The 20,249-nt window shown below is 72.2% G+C and carries 18 protein-coding genes; 10 read left to right on the top strand and 8 right to left on the bottom strand.

What is annotated here, in order from left to right:
• The first annotated feature begins 10 nt into the window (after positions 1-10).
• Positions 11-658, top strand: a complete 648-nt coding sequence (locus ACRQ4C_RS07020) for an NADPH-dependent F420 reductase (protein ID WP_439690626.1) — start codon at positions 11-13, stop codon at positions 656-658.
• 81 nt (positions 659-739) lie between these two features.
• Here the strand turns inward: ACRQ4C_RS07020 and ACRQ4C_RS07015 are convergent, their stop codons facing one another.
• Positions 740-1,720: an aldo/keto reductase gene (locus ACRQ4C_RS07015; protein WP_290132150.1), complete on the bottom strand. Its 981-nt coding sequence runs from the start codon at positions 1,718-1,720 to the stop codon at positions 740-742.
• Positions 1,721-1,845: 125 nt separating this feature from the next.
• Between ACRQ4C_RS07015 and ACRQ4C_RS07010 the strand changes: the two genes are divergently transcribed.
• The gene (locus tag ACRQ4C_RS07010; protein ID WP_439690625.1) at positions 1,846-2,991 is read left to right on the top strand and encodes a hypothetical protein; all 1,146 of its coding nucleotides are present in this window, start codon (positions 1,846-1,848) and stop codon (positions 2,989-2,991) included.
• A 149-nt stretch (positions 2,992-3,140) separates the two neighbouring features.
• Here ACRQ4C_RS07010 and ACRQ4C_RS07005 read toward each other — a convergent pair whose 3' ends face one another.
• Positions 3,141-3,998: a LysR substrate-binding domain-containing protein gene (locus ACRQ4C_RS07005; protein ID WP_290134258.1), complete on the bottom strand. Its 858-nt coding sequence runs from the start codon at positions 3,996-3,998 to the stop codon at positions 3,141-3,143.
• A 129-nt stretch (positions 3,999-4,127) separates the two neighbouring features.
• On the opposite strand from ACRQ4C_RS07005, the gene ACRQ4C_RS07000 reads away from it, so the two are divergent.
• The gene (locus tag ACRQ4C_RS07000) at positions 4,128-5,453 is read left to right on the top strand and encodes an MFS transporter (RefSeq protein ID WP_439690624.1); all 1,326 of its coding nucleotides are present in this window, start codon (positions 4,128-4,130) and stop codon (positions 5,451-5,453) included.
• Between the two features lie 160 nt (positions 5,454-5,613).
• Here the strand turns inward: ACRQ4C_RS07000 and ACRQ4C_RS06995 are convergent, their stop codons facing one another.
• A complete protein-coding gene (locus ACRQ4C_RS06995) occupies positions 5,614-6,261 on the bottom strand; it encodes an NAD(P)-dependent oxidoreductase (RefSeq protein ID WP_439690623.1) in 648 nt (215 codons plus the stop codon).
• A gap of 99 nt (positions 6,262-6,360) precedes the next feature.
• On the opposite strand from ACRQ4C_RS06995, the gene ACRQ4C_RS06990 reads away from it, so the two are divergent.
• Positions 6,361-6,729, top strand: a complete 369-nt coding sequence (locus tag ACRQ4C_RS06990) for a winged helix-turn-helix transcriptional regulator (RefSeq protein WP_290132154.1) — start codon at positions 6,361-6,363, stop codon at positions 6,727-6,729.
• A gap of 55 nt (positions 6,730-6,784) precedes the next feature.
• Positions 6,785-7,813: an NADPH:quinone reductase gene (locus ACRQ4C_RS06985; RefSeq protein ID WP_439690622.1), complete on the top strand. Its 1,029-nt coding sequence runs from the start codon at positions 6,785-6,787 to the stop codon at positions 7,811-7,813.
• Between the two features lie 142 nt (positions 7,814-7,955).
• On the opposite strand, the gene ACRQ4C_RS06980 is transcribed toward ACRQ4C_RS06985, so the two are convergent.
• Positions 7,956-8,141, bottom strand: a complete 186-nt coding sequence (locus tag ACRQ4C_RS06980) for a hypothetical protein (RefSeq protein ID WP_290132156.1) — start codon at positions 8,139-8,141, stop codon at positions 7,956-7,958.
• A gap of 41 nt (positions 8,142-8,182) precedes the next feature.
• The gene (locus ACRQ4C_RS06975; RefSeq protein WP_290132157.1) at positions 8,183-9,010 is read right to left on the bottom strand and encodes a GAF domain-containing protein; all 828 of its coding nucleotides are present in this window, start codon (positions 9,008-9,010) and stop codon (positions 8,183-8,185) included.
• 128 nt (positions 9,011-9,138) lie between these two features.
• Between ACRQ4C_RS06975 and ACRQ4C_RS06970 the strand changes: the two genes are divergently transcribed.
• The 3 genes from ACRQ4C_RS06970 to ACRQ4C_RS06960 all read left to right on the top strand — a co-directional run bounded on the left by ACRQ4C_RS06970 (position 9,139) and on the right by ACRQ4C_RS06960 (position 13,042).
• Complete coding sequence (locus ACRQ4C_RS06970) at positions 9,139-9,876, top strand: S1 family peptidase (protein ID WP_439690621.1); 738 nt, start codon at positions 9,139-9,141, stop codon at positions 9,874-9,876.
• Between the two features lie 161 nt (positions 9,877-10,037).
• Positions 10,038-10,910 (top strand): patatin-like phospholipase family protein, encoded by an 873-nt coding sequence (locus ACRQ4C_RS06965; protein WP_290132159.1) that lies wholly within the window; start codon positions 10,038-10,040, stop codon positions 10,908-10,910.
• A gap of 38 nt (positions 10,911-10,948) precedes the next feature.
• The gene (locus ACRQ4C_RS06960; protein ID WP_439690620.1) at positions 10,949-13,042 is read left to right on the top strand and encodes an alpha/beta fold hydrolase; all 2,094 of its coding nucleotides are present in this window, start codon (positions 10,949-10,951) and stop codon (positions 13,040-13,042) included.
• Between the two features lie 375 nt (positions 13,043-13,417).
• Here ACRQ4C_RS06960 and ACRQ4C_RS06955 read toward each other — a convergent pair whose 3' ends face one another.
• Complete coding sequence (locus ACRQ4C_RS06955) at positions 13,418-14,611, bottom strand: acyl-CoA dehydrogenase family protein (RefSeq protein ID WP_439690619.1); 1,194 nt, start codon at positions 14,609-14,611, stop codon at positions 13,418-13,420.
• Positions 14,612-14,658: 47 nt separating this feature from the next.
• On the opposite strand from ACRQ4C_RS06955, the gene ACRQ4C_RS06950 reads away from it, so the two are divergent.
• Positions 14,659-15,240, top strand: coding sequence for a QsdR family transcriptional regulator (locus tag ACRQ4C_RS06950; protein ID WP_439690618.1), 582 nt, complete (start codon positions 14,659-14,661; stop codon positions 15,238-15,240).
• Positions 15,241-15,258: 18 nt separating this feature from the next.
• On the opposite strand, the gene ACRQ4C_RS06945 is transcribed toward ACRQ4C_RS06950, so the two are convergent.
• Entirely contained in the window at positions 15,259-15,747 is a 489-nt protein-coding gene (locus ACRQ4C_RS06945) for a VOC family protein (protein WP_439690617.1), read from the bottom strand.
• Between the two features lie 395 nt (positions 15,748-16,142).
• Between ACRQ4C_RS06945 and ACRQ4C_RS06940 the strand changes: the two genes are divergently transcribed.
• The gene (locus ACRQ4C_RS06940) at positions 16,143-16,571 is read left to right on the top strand and encodes an acyl-CoA thioesterase (protein ID WP_439690616.1); all 429 of its coding nucleotides are present in this window, start codon (positions 16,143-16,145) and stop codon (positions 16,569-16,571) included.
• Between the two features lie 131 nt (positions 16,572-16,702).
• Here the strand turns inward: ACRQ4C_RS06940 and ACRQ4C_RS06935 are convergent, their stop codons facing one another.
• Positions 16,703-20,188: a proline dehydrogenase family protein gene (locus ACRQ4C_RS06935; RefSeq protein ID WP_439690615.1), complete on the bottom strand. Its 3,486-nt coding sequence runs from the start codon at positions 20,186-20,188 to the stop codon at positions 16,703-16,705.
• Positions 20,189-20,249 lie beyond the last annotated feature (61 nt).

Below are 20,249 nucleotides of genomic sequence, written 5' to 3'. Positions count from 1 at the left end.
TGCGTCCTCCATGACCACGATCGGCATCATCGGAGCAGGCAACATCGGATCCCAGCTGGCACGCCTCGCCGTGCAGCACGGCCACGAGGTGGTGATCGCCAACTCCCGCGGCCCGGAGACCCTCTCGGACCTCGTGGACGAACTCGGTCCGTCCGCGCGCGCCGCCACCCGTGACGAGGCAGCAGCCGCGGGCGAGATCGTCGTCGTCACGACCCCGCTCGCCGCGATCGACACGATCCCCGTCGAGCCCCTCGTCGGCAAGGTCGTGATCGACACGAACAACTACTACCCGCAGCGCGACGGGCACATCGCGGCGCTCGACGACGAGACGACCACCACCGCCGAGCTGCTGCAGGACCACCTCCCCGGCGCGAAGGTCGTCAAGGCGTTCAACCACATCGCCGCCCCCGCCCTCACCGACGAGGCCGAGTCCGCCGGGACGCCCGGCCGCCGCGCCCTCGTGGTCGCGGGCGACGACGAGGACGCCAAGCGCACCGTCACCGACCTCATCGACGCCTTCGGGTTCGACGTCGTCGACGCCGGTCCGCTCGCCGAGGGGTGGCGCATCCAGCGCGACACCCCCGGGTACGTCGTGCGCCTGACGGCGCCGGAGCTGCGCGAGGCGCTCGCCTCCGCGAAGCGCTACCGCGACATGTAGGTCGTCACCACTCGACGGACGGGAGGCTCGGTGCCGGCTGGCACCGAGCCTCCCGTCCGTCAGCGGGTCGCGATGAGCGACTCAGCGACCCGCCGCCGCGCCGTCGAAGATGACCGTCATCTCGGCCACGTCGTCCTCGGACGGCGCCCACGCGGTGCCGGCCTCCGCGTTCTGCGTGATCTGCTCCGGCTTCGTCGCCCCCGCGATCACGCTCGACAGCCCGGGCTGCGCGAGGAGCCACGCGAACGTCCCCTGCAGCATCGTCACCCCGCGCGCGTCGCAGAACCGCTGGAACTCGTCGAGCACGTCCCACGGCGCGTCCGCGAGCAGCTGCGGCTTCGCCGTGCTGAGCCGGCCGTCCGCGGGGCCGCCCGCCTTCGTGTACTTGCCCGTGAGCAGGCCGTTGTACAGCGGGAAGTACGGCAGGAACCCGAGCGCGTAGGCCCGGACCGCCGGCAGCACCTCGTCCTCGACGCTGCGGGCGAGCGGGCTGTACTCGTTCTGCGCGGACACGAACTGCGTCGTGCCGGCGATCGAGGCGGTGAGTTCGGCCTCGGCGATCTGCCAGCCCGCGAAGTTCGAGTGGCCGACGTAGCGGATCTTGCCCTCGCGGACGAGGTCGTCGAGCACCGAGAGCGTCTCCTCGATCGGGGTCACCGGGTCCGGGCGGTGCATCTGGTAGAGGTCGATCCAGTCCGTCCCGAGGCGCCGGAGCGACGACTCCACGGCGAGCCGCACGTACCGCCGGGAGCCCCGCACGCCCCAGTCCGGCCCGTTCACGCCCTGCATGTCGAGGCCGAACTTCGTCGCGAGCACGATCTCGTCGCGGCGCCCGGCGACGGCCTTCCCGAGCATCTCCTCGCTGAGCCCTGGTCGTCCGCCGTAGACGTCGGCGGTGTCGAAGAGGGTGACGCCGGCGTCGAGGGCAGCACCGACGACGGCGTTCGTCCCCTCCTGCGACTCCGAGGCGGTGCCCGGCCGGCCGAAGTTGTTGCAGCCGAGGCCGACGGTGGACACGACGAGCCCCGAGGGCCCGAGCGGACGGTGTTCGATTCCGGTCATGCCCCGACCGTACCGACGGGCTGCCGTCCGCGGCCCCGAACTGGGGATGCGCCCAGGCCGGAGGCTCCCGATAGAACTGACGATGGATCAGACCAGCGGAGGGAGCAGCAGTGGCGTCGCATCGCATGCCGGATTCGGACCGGCCCCGACGGCCGGTCCCGGCCTGGGTCACCGCTGTGCCGGAGGACGCCCTGGAGGCACGCCCCGCCTCCGCCGCGTCGGCCCCCGCCGAGCACGTGGTCGGGTCCACCGCGACGACCGCCGCCGAGGCCGCACCCGTCGTCGCCGCGGTCTCCCGGCCGGAGCACGTCGCCGCCGCTGACACGCCCGGTGCACCTGACGTGCCCGGCGCACCGCTCGGTGAGGCTGGATCCGTGGACTCGCCGCTCGGCGTCGTGGTGCCGGACTTCCCGCCGGACGAGGACCTCCTGCCGCCGGCACCGACCTCGCCCGCGGTTCACACACTCCCGTTCGACCAGCTCGTGCGTCCGACGCCGGCACCGGTGTCACCCGTCGACGCCGCGCCGCTCACCCCGCCCGCGGCCACCGCTCCCGCAGCGCCTCCGGCACCGGCCGCCCCGGTGGTCGGCCAGCCGCGGTTCTCGGTGCCCGGTCTGGAGCACGTCGTCGTGGCCGGCAGCGAACCGGCCCCGACCGGCCCCGTCGGCTACCGCACCCCTGCACGCTTCGCGCAGCACCAGGTCGTGGCAGCGCCGACCACACCCGCTCCGGCCGCCGCGTCCGCGCCGTCCGTGCCCGCGCCGACCGGACCCGCGCCGTCCACGTCGAGCCGGACCGGAACCGACGCGCGGACGGTCGACGAGTCCCCCACCGTCGCCGCGCCCGTGGTGCGCGAACCCGCCCCGACCGAGCCGCTCCTCCAGGCCGGCGCAGCCCCGACCGGTGCGGCGTCGGACGCGACGGCCGACGCCGGGGCCGGTGCGCGCCGGATCGGTGCGACGCCCGGGGCGGTCCTCGGTGCCGTCGCCGGCATCGCGACGCTCGGCCTGGCGGCGTGGTGGTTCACCGCGCCGGGCACCGTGCACGGCGTCGGCCTCGTGCTCGGGGTGCTCGCCCTCCTGCTGTCGGGGATCGTCCTGCGGGACCGGTCGGCCACGTGGCAGCGCTCGGTCGCACTGCTCGGTGCCGTGCTCGGCGGCGTCGGGACCCTCGTGCTGCTGTGGGCGGTGGCGTCCGCGCTCCTGCCGACTGCCGGGGTGACGCTCCCCGACCTCACGGGGACCGGGACCGTACCGACGCTCGCGCCGTAGCGGTTGCGCGGCGCCGTCCCGACGCTCGCGCCGTGGCGGTTGGTTGCGCGACGCCGTCCCGACGCTCGCGCCGCAGGGGTTGCGCGGCGCCGTCGAGCCGCGCTGCGCCGCCGAGCCGCGCGGCGCCGTCGGGTCACGCGCGCCGTCGCTCAGACCGCGCGGATCACGCCGCGGGACAGGATCGCGTTCGTCAGCGCGTCGACCGGTTCGCGCTGCGTCGTCGGGTTGGCGATGAGGACGTAGTCCACCGCCGGCAGGTCGGGCAGCGCCAGGCGCTGCGACACCTTCACGAGGTCGGCCGGGATGAGCGAGTGCGGGAACACCGCGACCCCGATCCCCGCCCGGACCGCCGCGAGCACCCCGTTCACGTCGCGGGTGTTGCAGGTGATCCGCCACGTGCGGCCGGCAGCCTCGAGGGCGTCGATCGCCATCTGCCGGCTGATGCTCGGCGCCTGGTAGACGATGAGCGGCACGGGCTCGCCGTCCTCGAGCGCGATGCCGTCCTGCGCCATCCACACCATCTGGTCCGTCGCGACGCGGGTTCCCTCGGCCGACTCCCCCGCGGTCTGCTTGATGAACACGAGGTCGAGCTGGCCCGCGTGCACCCGGCGGAGCAGCGGCGCGGACTGGTTCACCGTCAGCTCGAGGTTCACGTGCGGGTGGAGTCGCCGGAAGTCCCGCAGGATCCGCGGCAACTGCGTGATCGCGAGGTCGTCCGCCGCACCGAAGCGGAGCCGGCCGCGGGTCGCCGCTCCCGAGAAGTACGCGTCCGCCGTGGCGTGCGCCGCGAGGATCGTCCGGGCGAAGCCGGCCATCGCGTCCCCGTTGTCGGTGAGGCTCACACCCCGGGTGTCCCGCGCGACGAGGGTCCGGGCGACCGCGCCCTCGAGCCGTCGCACGTGCTGCGAGACCGTGGGCTGGCTGATGCCGAGGCGGACCCCGGCGGCCGTGAAGCTCCGCGTCTCCGCGACCGCGAGGAACGTCCGCAACAGCACCGGGTCGAGCACGACGGACCCCCTCATTCGACTTCGCAATGGAGTGATAGCAACCATACGGGGATCGAATGGATCTCGGGCAACTAGTTTCGAGTGGGTACCGTCCGACCGTTCCGCCTCGACCTCCGGAGACCCCCAGCCGTGAGTGCGTCATCGACGACCCTCCCCCCGCCCACCGAACCCCTCCCCGTCGTCGCCGAGCGCCCACCCTGGCGGCACACACTCATCGCCCTGTCGGTGCCGAACTTCCGGATCTTCACCGCGACGAACCTCGTGGCCATGACCGCCGGCTGGATGCAGCGCATTGCGCAGGACTGGCTCGTCCTGCAGCTCACCGGCTCGGTCGCGCAGGTCGGCATCACCGTCGCGTGCCAGTTCGCCCCGATGCTCTTCTTCGGACTGTTCGGCGGCGTCATCGTCGACCGGTTCTCGAAGCGTGCGCTGATGATGCTCACCCAGGGTGCGTTCGCGGTCCTGTCGCTCGTCCTCGCCGTGCTCACCCTGACCGGGGTCGTGCAGGCGTGGCACATCTGGGTGATCGCGTTCGTCGTCGGCATGGTGACCGTGATCGACAACCCGGCGCGGCAGGTGTTCGTCACCGAGATCGTCGGGCACCAGCACCTCCGGAACGCGATCAGCGTCAACTCGAGCGTGTTCCAGCTCGGCGGGATGATCGGCCCCGCGCTGTCCGGCGCGCTCCTCGTGGCCGTCGGAGCGGGGTGGTCGTTCGGGGTGAACGCCGTCGCGTGCGCCGCGGTCGTCGTGACGCTCGGGTTCCTCCGGGTGTCCGAGCTCCACCGCACCCCGCCGGCACCGCGCACGAAGGGACAGCTCGTCGAGGGGCTCCGCTACGCGATGGGCAAGCCGACCATCCTCGTGCCCGTCGTGCTCATGGCGTTCTTCTCGGTGTTCGCGCTGACGATGCCCGTCCTGCTCTCGGCGTTCGCGTCCGAGGTGTACGACGTCGGCGCCGGCGGCTACGGCGTCTTCAACTCCGCGGTCGCGATCGGTGCCCTTACCGGGGCGCTGCTCTCCACCCGGCGCGCCGTCGTCCGCCTCCGGACCATCGTCGGCGGCGTGTTCTGGACGGGCGTACTGCTCGTCGTCACCGGCGCGGTCCCGGTGATCGCCCCCTTCACGGTCGCGCTCGTCGCGGTGGGGATGTCACAACTGCTGTTCATGACGGCGTCGAACTCCCTCGTGCAGCTGTCGTCGAACGTCGCGATCCGTGGTCGCGTGATGTCGCTCTACGTCCTCGTGCTGCTCGGTGGCCAGGCCATCGGCGGACCGATCATGGGCCAGGTGGTCGACCACTTCGGCGCCCACGTCGGCATGGTCGTCGCCGGGGGCGTCCCCGCGGTGGCCGCGGCGGTCGTGGGGCTCGTGCTCGCTCGGCGGGGTGGGCTGCACCTCGCGGTGCGGATGCGCCACCACGTGCCGATGCCCGCGATCGTCGGACAGCGCTGACGCGCGCGCGTGGTCGCGTCCGCGGCCGCGGCCGCGGCCGCGGCGAACCACGAAAGCGACATCGAACCGGGCCCGAGACCTGGTTCGATGTCGCTTTCGTGGTGCGGGACGGACGGGAGGCCTGTGGCGGGGTCGCCACGGGCCTTCAGTTCGGTCGCGTCTAGTACGCGACGCCGAAGCGCGCCCGGTGGTGCGCCGGCGTGACGATCTCGTCGACGAACGCGATGGCGAAGTCCTCGCCGGAGATGTCCGAGTTGCCCTCGGCGTCGGTGAGGAGCACGTCGTCGGTGGTGCGGTAGGTGCCCTTCCGCTCGCCCGGGTTGTAGCTGCCGAAGGCCGCCGCCGGGCTCACGTAGAACCAGTCGACCTCGGTGTCCGACGCCTTGAGCGCGTCGAGGATCGCGGCGTGGCTCTTGGCCTCCCCCTTGAAGGCGTCCGGGAACTCCGGCGTGTCGAAGAGGCGCGGGCCGCCCTCCGCGACGAACAGCGATCCGGCGCCGCCGACGATCCCGAGGCGCGCACCGGCGGCCGAGGCAGCGTCGACGAAGTGCTGGAAGCGGTCCTTGAGCTCCGAACCGTCGGCCTGCACGGCGTGGAGGGCGACGACGACCACGTCGGCGCCCTTCGCGACCTCGGCGACGAAGTCCGTGTCGAACGCGTCACCCTGGGCGAGGGTGAGGCCGTCCGCCGGCTCGAGCTTCGAGGTGTCGCGCGCGACGGCGGTGACGGTGATGCCGCGCGAGAGCGCCTCGCGGGTGATGGCGGAGCCGGCGTACCCGGTGCCTCCGAAGACGACGATGCTGGTCATGGCGGTCCTTTCGTGGAGCGGTTGCCCTTCATGACTCACTGTACGGGTGTTACTCTCCATCGGTAAGTAGGCACCTCATGGTGCGTAACGGAGGCCAGCGTGTCCGCTCTCGAGTACACCCCCTACGCGGCGGACTGTCCGTCGCGCCAACTCCTCGACCGCATCGGCGACCGGTGGAGCGTCCTCACGATCGGCTCGCTCGTCGACGGCCCGCAGCGGTACTCGGCGATCGCGAACCGGGTCCAGGGCGTCTCGCAGAAGATGCTCACGCAGACGCTCCGCGCCCTCGAGCGGGACGGGCTCGTCACCCGGACCGTCTTCCCTGAGATCCCGCCGCGGGTCGAGTACGAGCTCACCGAGCGTGGACGGTCCCTCCGCGCCGTGCTCGAGCCGCTCGAACGCTGGGCCACGGACCACATGGACGACGTGGCAGGGTCGCGCGAGACGTACGACGCGCGACGCGGTTGAGCCGCGCTCCACGTCGGCTGGAATCGCCGCCCGGGCCTGGTGGTTGCCTGGTGGCATGCGATCTGTCGTCTACTCGAAGCCCGGTGACTCGTCCGTCCTGACCCTCGAGGAGCGTCCGCTCCCGGAGCCCGGCCCCGGCGAGGTCCGCGTCCGTGTCGTCGTCTCCGGGGTCAACCCGACCGACTGGAAGGCCCGCGCCGGCGGCACCTACGGCGACGGTCTGCCGTTCCCCGAGATCACGCCGAACCAGGACGGATCGGGCGTCGTCGACGCGGTCGGCGAGGGCGTCGGCCACCTGGCGGTCGGCGACCGCGTCTGGCTGTTCATGGCCGCCTCCGGTCGCCCGACCGGCACCGCGCAGGAGTACACCGTCGTCCCCGCCGAGCGAGCCGTGCCGCTGCCCGACGGCACCGGCCACGACGTCGGCGCTTCGCTCGGCGTCCCGGCGATGACCGCGCACCGCGCCCTCACCACGCACGAGCACGGTCCGGACCGACTCGCTCCCGGGGCGCTGGACGGCAGGACCGTCCTGGTGGCGGGCGGCGCCGGCGCGGTCGGTCACGCCGCGATCCAGCTCGCACGCTGGGCGGGCGCGACCGTCGTGTCGACGATCAGCTCCGACGAGAAGGCCGCGCTCGCGACCGCTGCCGGGGCGCACCACACGGTGAACTACCGCGACGAGGACGCTGCCGACCAGATCCGGCGCATCGCTCCGGACGGCGTCGACATCGTCGTGGAGGTGTCGATCCCGCAGAACGCGCAGCTCGTCGCCGAGGTGCTCGCCAACCACGGTGTCGTGTCGATCTACGCGAACAACGGCGGCGACGAAGCGACACTGCCGATCCGGCCGAACATGGGCGTGAACGCGCGCTACCAGTTCCTGCTGCTCTACACGATCGGCGACGAGGCCCTCGCCGCGGCCGCCGAGGACGTCACCGCGGCGCTCCACGACGGCGTCCTGCCGGTGGGTGAGGGCGCCGGCCTCCCGCTGACCCGGTTCCCGCTCGAGGAGACCGCGGCGGCGCACGACGCCGTCGAGGGCGACGCCGTCGGCAAGGTGCTCATCGACGTCAGCGGGGAGTGAGGCCGCTCCCTGCGCCGCGGACGACCGAGCGGCCAGGACGACGGAGCGCCGAGGACGACGGAGCACCCGGGACGACAGAGCGCCGCGACCGCCGGTGATCCGGTGGTCGCGGCGCTCCGTCCGTCGGTCGGTGGCTGTGGGGTCAGCGGGCGAGGGCGGCGGCGAGCCGTGCCTCGAAGCGACGACGGGCAGCGACCCGCTCACGCTCGATGTTCGCGGCGATGACGGCGCGGTCCTCGTAGTCGGCGTCGGTGGTGTCGTCGGTCCAGTTCGGGGTGTACACCCGGGACCGACCGAAGGGCTTCGGTTCGGGGGTCACGATGGTCATGCGTGGATCGTACGTCGAGCGTCCGACAAATCGTGTGCGCATCACGGGCCTTTCCGGTGGTTGCGGTCCCGGTCCGGGAACGGGGACGCGAGCGAGAACGCGACGGCCATGAACGAGGCCATCAGGGCGACGTACTTGGCGTCGAGGTCCGTGAACGCGTCCGGAGCGGGCGAGTCCACGGTGAGCATGCCGAACGAGTACTCCTCGGAGCGGATCACGACCGACACGTACGAGCGGTAGCGGGGCTCGAACCCGGGCAGGTCCTCGTCGGCGTCGACGTCGGCGGTGCGGTCCCCGACGACACGTGGACCGCCCCCGACCAGCACCCAGTCGAGGTTGCGGTCGCCGTAGGGCGTACCTGCCCGGAACACCCCGGCGGTGTCCTCCGCTCCCCCGTGCCCGATCGGCTCGAGCGCCCGGAGGTCCGCCGACAGCTGGTACACGTTCGCGCGGACGTCGGGGACGCCCGGCAGGAGGTAGAACGCCAACGCGACGGCGATCCGGTCCGCGAAGCCCGGGAGTTCCTGCCGACGCTCGTACCGCCGGAGCTCCGCGAAGCGTGTGAGCCTCGAGGCGAGCTGGCCGAACGCGTACCGGACGGCGGTGCCCTGCTCGAGCTCGGTGGACCGGGCGACGGCTGCGGCCGCGGCCACCGAGGCAGCGGCCCGGCGGGCGCGGACGACCTGCACGACGACCGCGGCGAGGAGCACCACGAGGCCGAACACGACGAGCGAGACCTTCAGCCCGGGGCCCGCGACGAGGTTCGGCAGCTGGAACGCAGCGGTGGGCGCGGTCGCCACGACGATCGGCCAGACGACCGCACCGGCGCGGCGCCGCCGTCGGTCGACCATGCTTCGCTCCCCTGTCATGACGACGACGGTAGGACACCCCACCGACGTCGGCAGGGTTGTCCACAGGGCGCGGCACGAGGGTACGAGTGTTGTCCCCTGCAACGCCGACTTGCCCCCCGAACGAGGGTGGGAAGAACATCATCCCCATGCAGCAGCGACTCAAGACCAGAGCAACGGCGCTCCTCGCGACCGCCGCCATCGTCCTCCTCGGCGGCACCTTCGGAGCCTCCGCGGCGAACGCCGCCACCGTCTCCCCGCAGGTCATCGGCGGCGAGCAGGCACCGAGCACCCCGTGGGAGGTGCAACTCGTCTTCCAGCAGGGCGGGTCCGGCACGTACGGGTGCACCGGCGAGCAGATCAACGCCTCGTGGGTGCTCACCGCCAACCACTGTGTCGACGGCACGACCGCGATGAACGTCTACCACTCGAACAGCACCACCAACCGCGGCACCGCCACGGCCGCCGACCGCCTGTACTCGGCACCGTCCGGCGACATCGCCCTCGTGCACCTCCGTACCGCGAAGACGCTCTCGTCGTACGCACCGCTCGACCTCGCGTACACGACGAAGTCGTCCGGCACGGGCACGATCATGGGCTACGGCAACCGGGCGAACAGCGCCCCGAGCACGGGCCTGTACCAGGCGAGCGTCAACCTGACCGGTCGGTCGGTCGACGCCTACAACGGCACGGCACAGCACGTGACGGGTGTCTCGGGCGCTTCGAACCACGGCGACTCGGGCGGCCCGCTCCTCGTGAACGGCAAGGTCGTCGGCGTGTGCTCGACCGGCGACGTGGCGGACCCGGGAGCGAACACGCACGCGGGGTCGAACTACGCGGTGCTGACGCAGAGCGCCAGCTGGATCCGGAGCACGGCAGGCGTCTGACCGACGCTCCCCAGCATCGGACTGGAGGCCCGTGGCGACGCCGCCACGGGCCTCCAGTCCGTCTCCCCCACCTCTCCTGCACACGCTGGCCCGGACACATTGCCGTCCACAGGCCGCGCGCCGCGGCCCGGCAGGACAGGCGGGGTTGGTAAGCATGACCCATGACCGACGTCTCGACACCCGTCCCCGGCACCCGCGCACTCGTCCTCGGAGGCGGCGGCGTCGCCGGCATCGCCTGGGAACTCGGCGTGCTCACCGCCCTGCAGGAAGCCGGGGTCGACCTCGACGCCGCAGACCTCGTGGTCGGGTCGAGCGCCGGCAGCGTCGTCGGGACGTTCGTGCGCGCCGGCGCGGTCGCCGATGCCTACGCCCAGCAGCACGCCCCGCTGCCGTCGACGTACGAGGAACCTCCGGTCATCGCCTCGGAGGACTTCCAGACCCGCCTCGAGCAGGTCCTCGCGGGCGCACGTGACGACCAGGACGCCCGTGCTCGACTCGGCGCGGTGGCGCAGCAGTCCGTCGGCGGCCAGACCGACGAGGAACGCATCGCGACCTTCGAGCAGACCATCCCCGGCTCCGGGTGGCCGTCGAAGCCGCTCGGCGTCACGACCATCGACGCCACCGACGGCACGTTCCGGGTGCTCACCGCCGACTCGGGCGTGCCGCTCGCCCGCGCGGTCGCGGCGAGCTGCTCGGTACCGTTCGTCTGGACGCCCGTGTCCATCGACGGGGTCCCCCACATCGACGGCGGGCTGCGATCGGCCACGAACGCCGACGTCGCCGCCGGGTACGAGCGGGTGCTCGTCATTGCCTGCGGCCCCGAGGGTCCGTCGCCGCTCGGGCCGTGGCTCGACGTCGCGGTCGAGAGCCTCCGGGCCGGCGGCAGCTCGGTCGAGACCGTCGTGGCGGACAGCGCCTCGCAGCACGCCTTCGGCACGAACTCACTCGCGCTGTCCACACAGGCGCCGTCGGCCGAGCAGGGGCACCGCCAGGGCTCGACCGTCGCGGAGCAGATCGCCGCGTTCTGGGCGTAGGTCCACGCGGTGTCGCCGGACGTGGCTAGCGTGGGGTCATGACGACGCCGTTCTCCGACCTGGACCACTTCACCGCCCTCCCACGAGTCGACGGCATCGCGGTCGCTCCGGACGGGTCGCGGGTGGTCCTCACCGTCAGCGCCCTCGACGACGAGCGCACCGGGTACCGCCGCTCGGTCTGGAGCGTCCCCGCCGACGGGTCCGGCACGCCCGTCCGGCTGACCAGGTCCGCGAAGGGCGAGGGCGGCATCGCGGTCACGCGCGCCGGTGACGTCCTCTTCGTGTCCGGCCGGCCCGACGAGTCCGGCTCCGACGACGCGGCTCAGCTCTGGCTGCTCCCCGCGGCGGGTGGCGAGGCCCGTCCGGTCACCGCCCTCCCGGGAGGCGCGGGTGGCGTCCTCGCGACGGCCGCCGGTGCCGACGTGGTCGCCCTCGCCGCGTCGCTCCTCCCGGGTGCGCAGGCCTCGACCGACGCTCCCGCGTCGTTCCTCGCGGCCGACGCCGCGCTGCGGAAGCGGCGGAAGGACCTGAAGGTCGGGGCGATCCTGCACGAGACCTACCCGGTGCGCTTCTGGGACCACGACCTCGGCCCGGACGAGACGCACGTGCTCGCGCTCGACCTCGGCGGTCTGCGCGAGCGTGACGACGCCGATCGTCCGGCTCCCGGCGAGGACGCACCCGACTACCCGGCACACCTGCCGCTCCCGGTCGACCTCACCCCGACGCCGGCCCGCACCCTCGACCACGTCGACGGTGCGCTCACCCCGGACGGCCGGACGCTCGTCGCGGCGGTCGGCGTGCAGGAGACCCGGGGCTTCCGGTCCGTCCTCGTCACCGTCGACGTCGCCAGGGGCAGCCGCACCGTGGTCTTCGACGAGCCGGACGTCGACCACGAGATGCCCCGCACCAGCCACGACGGCCGCACCGTCGCGTGGGTCCGCACGGAGCGTTCGACGCCGGCGGGTGCGCACGAGCAGGAGGTCTGGACCGCCGGGATCGCCGCGGACGGCACGGTCGACGTCGCCGGAGCCCGACGGATCGCAGCCGACTGGGACCGCTGGCCGAGCGAACTCGTGTTCGAGCACGGGGACGGTGCGCTCCTCGCCACCGCCGACCAGGACGGCCGGGCACCCGTGTTCCGGATCCCGCTCGACGGCGGCCCGGTCGAACAGCTGACCCATGACGACTGGGCGTACTCGAACCTGCGCGTGGCGGAGGCGACCGGCGAGGTCGTGGCGCTCCGTGCCTCCTGGCAGGCGCCGCTGCACCCGGTCCGGATCGCCGCCGACGGCTCCGTGACCGTCCTCGCGACCCCCGCGCCGCTCCCCGCGGTCCCCAGCACCGTCGAGGACGTCGAGACCACCGCGGCGGACGGCACGCGCGTCCGTGGGTGGCTCGTCCTGCCGGAGGGCGACGGACCGCACCCGCTGCTCCTCTGGATCCACGGCGGACCGCTGAACTCGTGGAACCAGTGGTCGTGGCGGTGGAGTCCGCAGCTCATGGCCGCGCGCGGCTACGCGGTGCTCCTGCCCGACCCCGCGCTGTCGACCGGGTACGGGCTCGACTTCGTCAACCGTGGGTGGAACGCCTGGGGGCAGGCGCCGTACACCGACCTCATGGCGATCACCGACGCGGTCGAGGCGCGCGACGACATCGACCAGACCCGGACCGCGGCGATGGGCGGGTCGTTCGGCGGGTACATGGCGAACTGGGTCGCCGGGCACACCGACCGCTTCCGCGCGATCGTGACGCACGCGAGCCTCTGGGCGCTCGAGCAGTTCAACGGCACCACGGACATGTCCCAGTACTGGCAGTCGATCTTCGACGCCGAGGGCATGCGCGAGAACGACCCGCACCGGTTCGTGGCCGACATCACGTCGCCGGTGCTCGTGATCCACGGCGACAAGGACTACCGGGTGCCGATCGGCGAGGGGCTGCGGCTGTGGTCGGAGCTCGCGGAGCACCACGCGGCGGCGGACGGCACGATGCCGCACCGGTTCCTGTACTTCCCGGACGAGAACCACTGGGTGCTGCAGCCGCAGCACGCGAAGGTCTGGTACGAGACGGTGTTCGCGTTCCTGGCGCAGCACGTCCTCGACGAGGAGTGGGAGCGGCCCGAGCTGCTCGGGTAGCGCGGCCCGGGGGTTCACGAAACGCGCGCGTCCCGACGAACCACGTGTCGATCGACGCGTGGTTCGTCGGAGCATGCGCCCGCATCGGGTTCCGCGCCGCGAGTACGACGGTGCACGTGTCGATCGACGCGTGCAACGTCGCACTCGTGCGTGCGCTCACGCCGCAGACCGCACGCCGCTGTCGGGCGACACGACCGATGTCGTACGACGACCACCACGTCGCTCCCCCGCGCGCACAACCGTTGCACGCGCAAACAGCGACGCGGCCGATGTCGTCCGACACCGGCCGCGCCCTTCCGCAGCGACACCCGAAGTCACACGCGGAACCGGCCGGGAGCGAGCGCTGACGCCGCACCCCGGCCGAGCTTCAGCCCCTCACACGAACGCTGCCTGCCCCGTGATCGCGCGTCCGACGATGAGGGTGTTCACCTCGCGCGTGCCCTCGTAGGAGTAGATCGCCTCGGCATCGGCGAAGAACCGCGCGACGCCCTTCTGCAGCACGATCCCGTTGCCGCCCTGCACCTCGCGGCACCACCCCACCGTCTCGCGCATCTTCGCCGTCGCGAACGCCTTCGCCATCGCGGAGTGCTCGTCCCCGCCGACCCCGGCGTCCTGCATGGCCGAGGCCTGCGTGCAGAGCGCGATCGACGCCGTGATGTTCGCCAGCGACTTCACCAGGAGGTCCTGCACCATCTGGTGCGACGCGATCGGCTTGCCGAACTGGATGCGGGTGCGGGCGTAGTCGAGCGCGGCGTCGTAGGCACCGACCGCGATGCCGATCGCCTGCCACGCGACCTCGGTGCGGGTGAGCCGCAGCACCTCCGCCGTCGCCCGGAACGAGTCTGCGCGCTGCAGCCGCCGCGACTCCGGGACACGGACGCCCGTCATCGTGATGTCGGCGTTCTGCACGCCGCGCAGGGCGATCTTGTCCTCGATCTTCGTCGCGCTGAACCCCGGTGTGTCCGTCGTGACGAGGAAGCCCTTCACCTGGTCGTCCGCGACGTCCTTCGCCCAGATGACGACGACGTCGGCGAAGGTGGCGTTGCCGATCCAGCGCTTCTCGCCGTCGAGGACCCACTCGTCACCCTCGCGCCGAGCCGTCGTCCGCAGCCCGCGTGCCGAGTCGCTGCCGGACAGCGGTTCGGTGAGGCCGAACGCCCCGACGAGCTCGCCCCGGGCCATCGGGGGCAGCCACTCTCGCTGCTGCTCCTCGCTGCCGGCGACGGCGATCGAGTTCATCGCGAGGCCGGACTGCACGCCGATGAACGTCGCCACGCTCGCGTCGACACGCCCGAGCTCGAGCGCCGCCCAGCCGCGGTAGACGGCCGAGTTCTCGAACTGGCGCACGAGCGGGACACCCGGGCCGTACATGCCGAGCTCGGCGAGCGGTGCGATGACCTGCATCGGGAACTCGGCGCGGGCCCAGTAGGCGTCCGCGATGGGTCGGACCTCGGCTTCGAGGTACGCCCGCAGCCGCCCGAGCGAGTCACGCTCCTGCTCGGTCAGCCCCGCCTGGAAGCCGTAGAAGTCCGATTCGAGGAGGGGCGTGGTGGCTGCCGTCGTTGACATACCCCTGATCGTGCATCATTCTCGAAAACGTTGCAAGGGAGGGATGCATGTACACATCGAACTCTGCGCTGCGCGCTTTCCGGGAGGCCCGCCACACCTTCATCGACGGCTCGCGGATCGACATGGGAACCCTGGCAGCGTCGCTCGGCGTCGACCGGACGTCCCTGTTCCGGTGGGTGGGCAACCGCGACCAGCTGCTGTCCGAGGTGCTGTGGTCACTGGCCGTCCCGACGCTCGACGGCGCTGCCGCAGCGGCTGCTCCGTCGGGGGTCGCGCGCATCGTCGACGTCCTGGACCGGTTCACAGCCGACCTCATCCGAGCGCCCTACTTCCGGGCGTTCCTCACCCGGGAACCCGCACGGGCCCTCCGGCTCCTGACGACGTCGGAGAGCGACGTGCAGAGTCGCTTCGTCGCACGGGTGACCGCGCTGGTCGACGCCGAGCGGAACTCCGGCGCGTTCGATCCCGCACCGTTGTCGAGCGAGGAGTTGGCGCGGCTCCTGGTCCGGATCTCGGAGTCGTTCACCTACGCCGACCTCATCTCGGGCGAAACGCCCGACGCTGCCCGAGCCCGTGCGACGTTCGAGTACGTGCTCCGCCCGGCTGCCGTGCCGGCACCGATCGACTGACGCCCGCCGGTGCCGGCGTCAGCCCTTCGCGGCGGTGAACTCGAGGTTGATGTCGTCGGGGTCCTGGACGGAGAGGATCACGATCCCGGCGTCGCCGAGGTCCGTCACCGCACCGTGCTCGATGCCCGCAGCGTCCAGACGAGCGGCAGCGTCGTGCAGGGCGGCGACCGAGTCCACGGTGAAGCTGACGTGGTCGAGCCCCACGGTGTCCGGGTCGAACCGCTGCCCGTGCGGAGCGACCGGCCGGAGCCCGAAGAGCTGGTCGCCGAGCGGGAAGATGCACCCGCCGTAGAGGCGCTCGCGGTCCTGCTCGATCCCGGGCTCGTCAGCATGCTCGCTGAAGTCCATCGCGGGCTCGACGCCGAGCAGCTGCTCGTAGAACGCCTTGCTCCGGTGGATGTCGGTCACGGTCACCCGGACGTGGGCGAGTGCGGTGGGGTGGGCGAAGGACTCGGACACGATGCGGTGCTCCTCGTGGTGCGGCGGACGGCCGGCGGTCACCGGCACCCGTCGAGGCAACGCCCGCGGCCTGACGAGCACCCGCACGGTGCGGCGACCGGACAGCTCCCGACGATCAGCGGAAGCCGCGGGTCTCCATCAGGTGGTGCGGGATGCCGTGTCCCTGGCAGCGGTCACGGCGACGAACGCCACGCATCACGTCGCGGACGTGGTCGCCGCAGCCGGCCCACGAGGACTTGCCGCACACGGGGCACTGAACCGACTCGCACATGGTCCCCACGGTACGGACGGAGCCCTGAGCAGACGGCTGCCACGCTGTACCCGCTCGGTCCGATGACGGGATCCGGACTCCCGAGCATCAGACGGCACGGAGCCGGAGTCGACTACGGTCGGTCCGGCCTCGGACCCGGGACCAGCCGAGCCGCACGACCGATCGGAGACCGATGACCATCGACGAGTACCCGTTCACCCGCATCTACCCCACGCGGTGGAACGACAACGACATGTTCGGGCACGTGAACAACACGATCTACTACTCGGCGATGGACAACGCGGCGACGTACTGGTTCCGCGAGGTCGCCGGACTCGACCCGTTCGCGTCGGAGTGGATCGCGGTGCTGGTCTCGTCGAGCTGTCACTTCGTCGAGTCGGCAGTGTGGCCGGACGTCATCGAGGTCGGGATGCGGTCGAAGCGGATCGGCACCACCAGCATCGCGTGGGAGTTCGGGCTCTTCCGTGCCTCCGACGGCGCGCTGCTCGCGACGGGTGAGTTCGTCCACGTGGTCATCGACCGCGAGGGCGCCCGCCGCCCTGTGCCGGTGCCGCCCGAGCTGCGCGAACTCGTCACGGACACGATGACCGTCCCCGCCTGACCAGCGCACAACCGGAGACGGCTCGAACCACGTCATCTCGTGGTTCGAGCCGTCTTTGGTTGTGCGAACGTCGTGCCCTATCGAGCGCCGAGCGAGGGCCGAGCGCGACGCCGAGTGCGGTACCCGGCGCCCTAGATCAGCGCGTCCGTCAGGTGGTTCGGCGTCCCGAAGCGGTGCGCCGTGATCGACACCGCCTGCTCCCGGAGGAACGGCAGCACCTCGAGTCGTCCCGCCTCGGTCACGGGCTCGGCGTACACCGCGACGTCCGGACGCCCACCGATCGCCGCGTACAGCGCCGAGACGTCACCGCCGATGAGCCGCACCCGCGTGGAGGGGCCGTCAGCGATCCGCGCCGAGAACGCCGCGTCGGTCTCACCGTCACGGAGCGACCGGACGATCGACAGCGACTGCACGGCCGATCGCACGGCGGCCGGCAGCGGACCGGCCACCGAGACGTCGATCGTGGTCCCGGCGCGGAGCGCAGCCGACACGACGCGCACGAGCGACTCGACACCGTCCGCATCGACGTCGGTGGCAGCCAGCCGCACGTGCACTCCCGGGTAGGGCAGGTAGCGCGCGATGTTCCGCTCGGCGGTGAGTGCCGACACGTCCGTGGCGGTGCCGAACAGCGACGCCCATGCCTGCTGGTCGGACGCGAGCGAACGGTCGAGCGACTCCGAGGCGACCCCGGCAGCCCGGACGAACGCCGACACCGGGGCGGACACCGCGGCACCAGCACCAGCACCAGCGGGCGCCGACGACCACGAGCCGAGCCCGAGCAGGTAGTTCAGCCCACCGGCCTTCGTCCCCGCGCCGACCGCCGACTTCTTCCACCCGCCGAACGGCTGCCGCCGGACGATCGCACCGGTGATGCCGCGGTTCACGTAGAGGTTGCCCGCCTCGATGCGGTCGAGCCAGGTCCCGATCTCCGCCGGGTCGAGCGAGTGCAGACCCGAGGTGAGGCCGTAGTCGACCTCGTTCACGATGTCGATCGCCTCGTCGAGGGTGCGGGCGGTCATGATGCCGAGGATGGGACCGAAGTACTCGGTGCGGTGGAACGCCGAGCCGCGGGCGACACCGTCGCGGACACCGGGGCTCCAGAGCTTGCCGGAGTCGTCCAGGCGCGCGGGCTGCACGGCCCACGACTCGCCCGCTCCGAGCTTCGTCAGGCCGTCGAGCAGCTTGCCCGCGGCCGGCTCGATGACCGGCCCCATCTGCGTGGTCGAGTCGGTCGGGTAGCCCACGGTCAGCGATGACACCGCGTCGACGAGCTGCGACCGGAACCGCCGCGACGTGGCCACCGAACCGACGAGCACCACGAGGGAGGCCGCGGAGCACTTCTGGCCCGCGTGCCCGAACGCCGAGGCGACGACGTCCTTCACTGCGAGGTCGAGGTCGGCGGACGGGGTGACGATGATCGCGTTCTTCCCCGAGGTCTCGGCGAGGAGCGGCAGGTCGGGGCGGAACGAGCGAAACAGCTCGGCGGTCTCGTACGCCCCCGTGAGGATCACCCGGTCGACGAGCGGCGACGACACGAGCTGCTTCCCGAGGTCGTTCTCGGAGACCTGCAGGAACGCGAGGACGTCGACGGGGGCACCGTGCAGGTCGAGCGCGGTCTCGATGATCGACGCGAGCACGGCACCCGAGCGCTCGGCGGGCGGCGCGGGCTTGAGCACCACGGCCGACCCGGCGGCGAGCGCGGCCAGGGTCGATCCGGCGGGGATCGCGACCGGGAAGTTCCACGGCGGCGCGACGAGTGTCAGGGCAGCCGGGGTGAAGGTCGCACCGTCGACGTCGTCGAGGCCGGAGGCGAGCTCAGCGTAGAAGTGCGCGAAGTCGATCGCTTCGGACACCTCGGGGTCGGCCTGGTCGATGGTCTTGCCGGTCTCGGAAGCCATGACCTCGACGAGCGCTGCGCGGTTCGCCTCGAGTGCGTCACCGACGGCGTGCAGCACGGCACCGCGCGCCGCGCCGGACCACGAGGCCCATGCACTGCCCGCTGCACGGACGCGACCGAGGATCGAGTCGAGCGTCGAGGCGGAGTCGACCCGTGCCTCCTGGACGGCCTTGGCACCCAGCGTCGACGACGCGACCCGCGCGGTGATGTCGGCACCCCACTCGCGGAACGCGGCGACGGACGGGTCGGTGTCCGGCGTGTTCTCGAAGTGCCCCGCGGAGGGGCGACCGACGGCCGCGTAGCGGTCGGCGACGCGGTGGGACGCCGGAGCGAGGAGCCCCTCCGGCGTGGCGAGCGGTGCCAGGGACGACCGGAAGCGGTCTTCCTCGCGGGCGAAGAGCTCCGGCGAGGAGGCGAGGGAGAAGACCGCGGACATGAAGTTCTCCTGCGATGCGCCTTCCTCCAGGCGACGGATCAGGTACGCGATCGCGACGTCGAACTCGCCGGGATGGACCACCGGCGTGTAGAGCAGCAGGGACCCGACGGTGCGGCGGACTGCCTCGGCCTGCCCCTGCGCCATGCCGAGCAGCATCTCGAACTCGATGCCGTCGCGGACGCCCCGCTGGCCGGCGAGCAGCCAGGCGTGCGCGACGTCGAACAGGTTGTGGCCGGCGACGCCGACGCGCACGTTCTCGATGCGTGACGGGGTGAGCGCCCAGTCGAGCACCCGCTTGTAGTTCGTGTCGGAGTCCTGCTTGGTGTGCCACGTGGCGAGCGGCCAGCCGTGCACGGAGGCCTCGACCTGCTCCATCGGGAGGTTGGCGCCCTTGACGAGCCGGACCTTGATGTCGGCGCCTCCGCGGGCACGACGCGCGGCGGACCACTCCTGCAGGTGCTGCATCGCGGCGAGCGCGTCGGGGAGGTACGCCTGGAGGACGATGCCGGCCTCGAGCGTGGTGAACTCGGGCTCGTCGAGGAGCTTCGTGAAGACCGCGATGGTGAGGTCGAGGTCCTTGTACTCCTCCATGTCGAGGTTGATGAACTTGTTCGGTGACGCGGCGGCGGCACGGCGGAACAGCGGCCGGAGCTTCTCGATGATGTCCTCGACGGCGTGGTCGAACGCCCACGGCGAGTGCGGGTGCACGGTCGAGGAGACCTTGATCGACACGTAGTCGACGTCGTCGCGGGCGAGCAGCTTCAGCGTCCCGTCGAGGCGCCGCGCGGCCTCCTTCTCGCCGAGCACGGCCTCACCGAGCAGGTTGACGTTGAGCCGCACGCCGTCGCGCTTGATCTTCGCGATCGCCGGGCCGAGCTTGGCGTCGGTGGCGTCCACGATGAGGTGGCCCACCATGCCCCGCAGCACGCGTCGGGCGATCGGCACGACGACGCCGGGGAGCACCGGTGCCATGCCGCCGCCGAGCCGGACGAGTCCGCGGAGCGCCGCGGGCAGGAACCCGGGCGCGTTCGGTGCGATGGCGCGGAGCTTGCGCGCGGCGACGCCGAGGTCTTCCGGGCGGACGACGCCGTCGACGAACCCGACCGCGAAGTCGAGGCCGGCCGGGTCGGCGAGGACGCCCGCGAGCTGCTTCGCGGAGCCGTCGACCGGGTAGGTCTCTGCCTCGGCGAGCCACTGCCGGACGAGCGCGACCGACTCGTCGGCGAGATCGCCCGGTCCGGTGGGCTGGGGAGCGGCAGCGGGGTGCTCGTGCACGGTCGTCATGGGATCAGTGTGGAGCCGCCGAAGCATCAGCGGAAGCAACGTTTCGTGACGAGTACCGTGC

This window comes from Curtobacterium sp. SP.BCp (genome assembly GCF_051903255.1).
In the GTDB taxonomy this organism is placed as follows: domain Bacteria; phylum Actinomycetota; class Actinomycetes; order Actinomycetales; family Microbacteriaceae; genus Curtobacterium.
The sequence above is the reverse complement of the archived record's forward strand: the minus strand, read 5'-3'. Positions and strand labels throughout refer to the sequence as shown.

Excerpts from the sequence above, each read along its gene's own strand:
- ACRQ4C_RS07020 (WP_439690626.1), top strand. The coding sequence starts at position 11 with ATGACCACGATCGGCATCATCGGAGCAGGCAACATCGGATCCCAGCTG.
- ACRQ4C_RS07015 (WP_290132150.1), bottom strand. The coding sequence starts at position 1,720 with ATGACCGGAATCGAACACCGTCCGCTCGGGCCCTCGGGGCTCGTCGTG.
- ACRQ4C_RS07010 (WP_439690625.1), top strand. The coding sequence starts at position 1,846 with ATGCCGGATTCGGACCGGCCCCGACGGCCGGTCCCGGCCTGGGTCACC.
- ACRQ4C_RS06995 (WP_439690623.1), bottom strand. The coding sequence starts at position 6,261 with ATGACCAGCATCGTCGTCTTCGGAGGCACCGGGTACGCCGGCTCCGCC.
- ACRQ4C_RS06985 (WP_439690622.1), top strand. The coding sequence starts at position 6,785 with ATGCGATCTGTCGTCTACTCGAAGCCCGGTGACTCGTCCGTCCTGACC.
- ACRQ4C_RS06980 (WP_290132156.1), bottom strand. The coding sequence starts at position 8,141 with ATGACCATCGTGACCCCCGAACCGAAGCCCTTCGGTCGGTCCCGGGTG.
- ACRQ4C_RS06975 (WP_290132157.1), bottom strand. The coding sequence starts at position 9,010 with ATGACAGGGGAGCGAAGCATGGTCGACCGACGGCGGCGCCGCGCCGGT.
- ACRQ4C_RS06970 (WP_439690621.1), top strand. The coding sequence starts at position 9,139 with ATGCAGCAGCGACTCAAGACCAGAGCAACGGCGCTCCTCGCGACCGCC.
- ACRQ4C_RS06965 (WP_290132159.1), top strand. The coding sequence starts at position 10,038 with ATGACCGACGTCTCGACACCCGTCCCCGGCACCCGCGCACTCGTCCTC.
- ACRQ4C_RS06960 (WP_439690620.1), top strand. The coding sequence starts at position 10,949 with ATGACGACGCCGTTCTCCGACCTGGACCACTTCACCGCCCTCCCACGA.
- ACRQ4C_RS06955 (WP_439690619.1), bottom strand. The coding sequence starts at position 14,611 with ATGTCAACGACGGCAGCCACCACGCCCCTCCTCGAATCGGACTTCTAC.
- ACRQ4C_RS06950 (WP_439690618.1), top strand. The coding sequence starts at position 14,659 with ATGTACACATCGAACTCTGCGCTGCGCGCTTTCCGGGAGGCCCGCCAC.
- ACRQ4C_RS06940 (WP_439690616.1), top strand. The coding sequence starts at position 16,143 with ATGACCATCGACGAGTACCCGTTCACCCGCATCTACCCCACGCGGTGG.
- ACRQ4C_RS06935 (WP_439690615.1), bottom strand. The coding sequence starts at position 20,188 with ATGACGACCGTGCACGAGCACCCCGCTGCCGCTCCCCAGCCCACCGGA.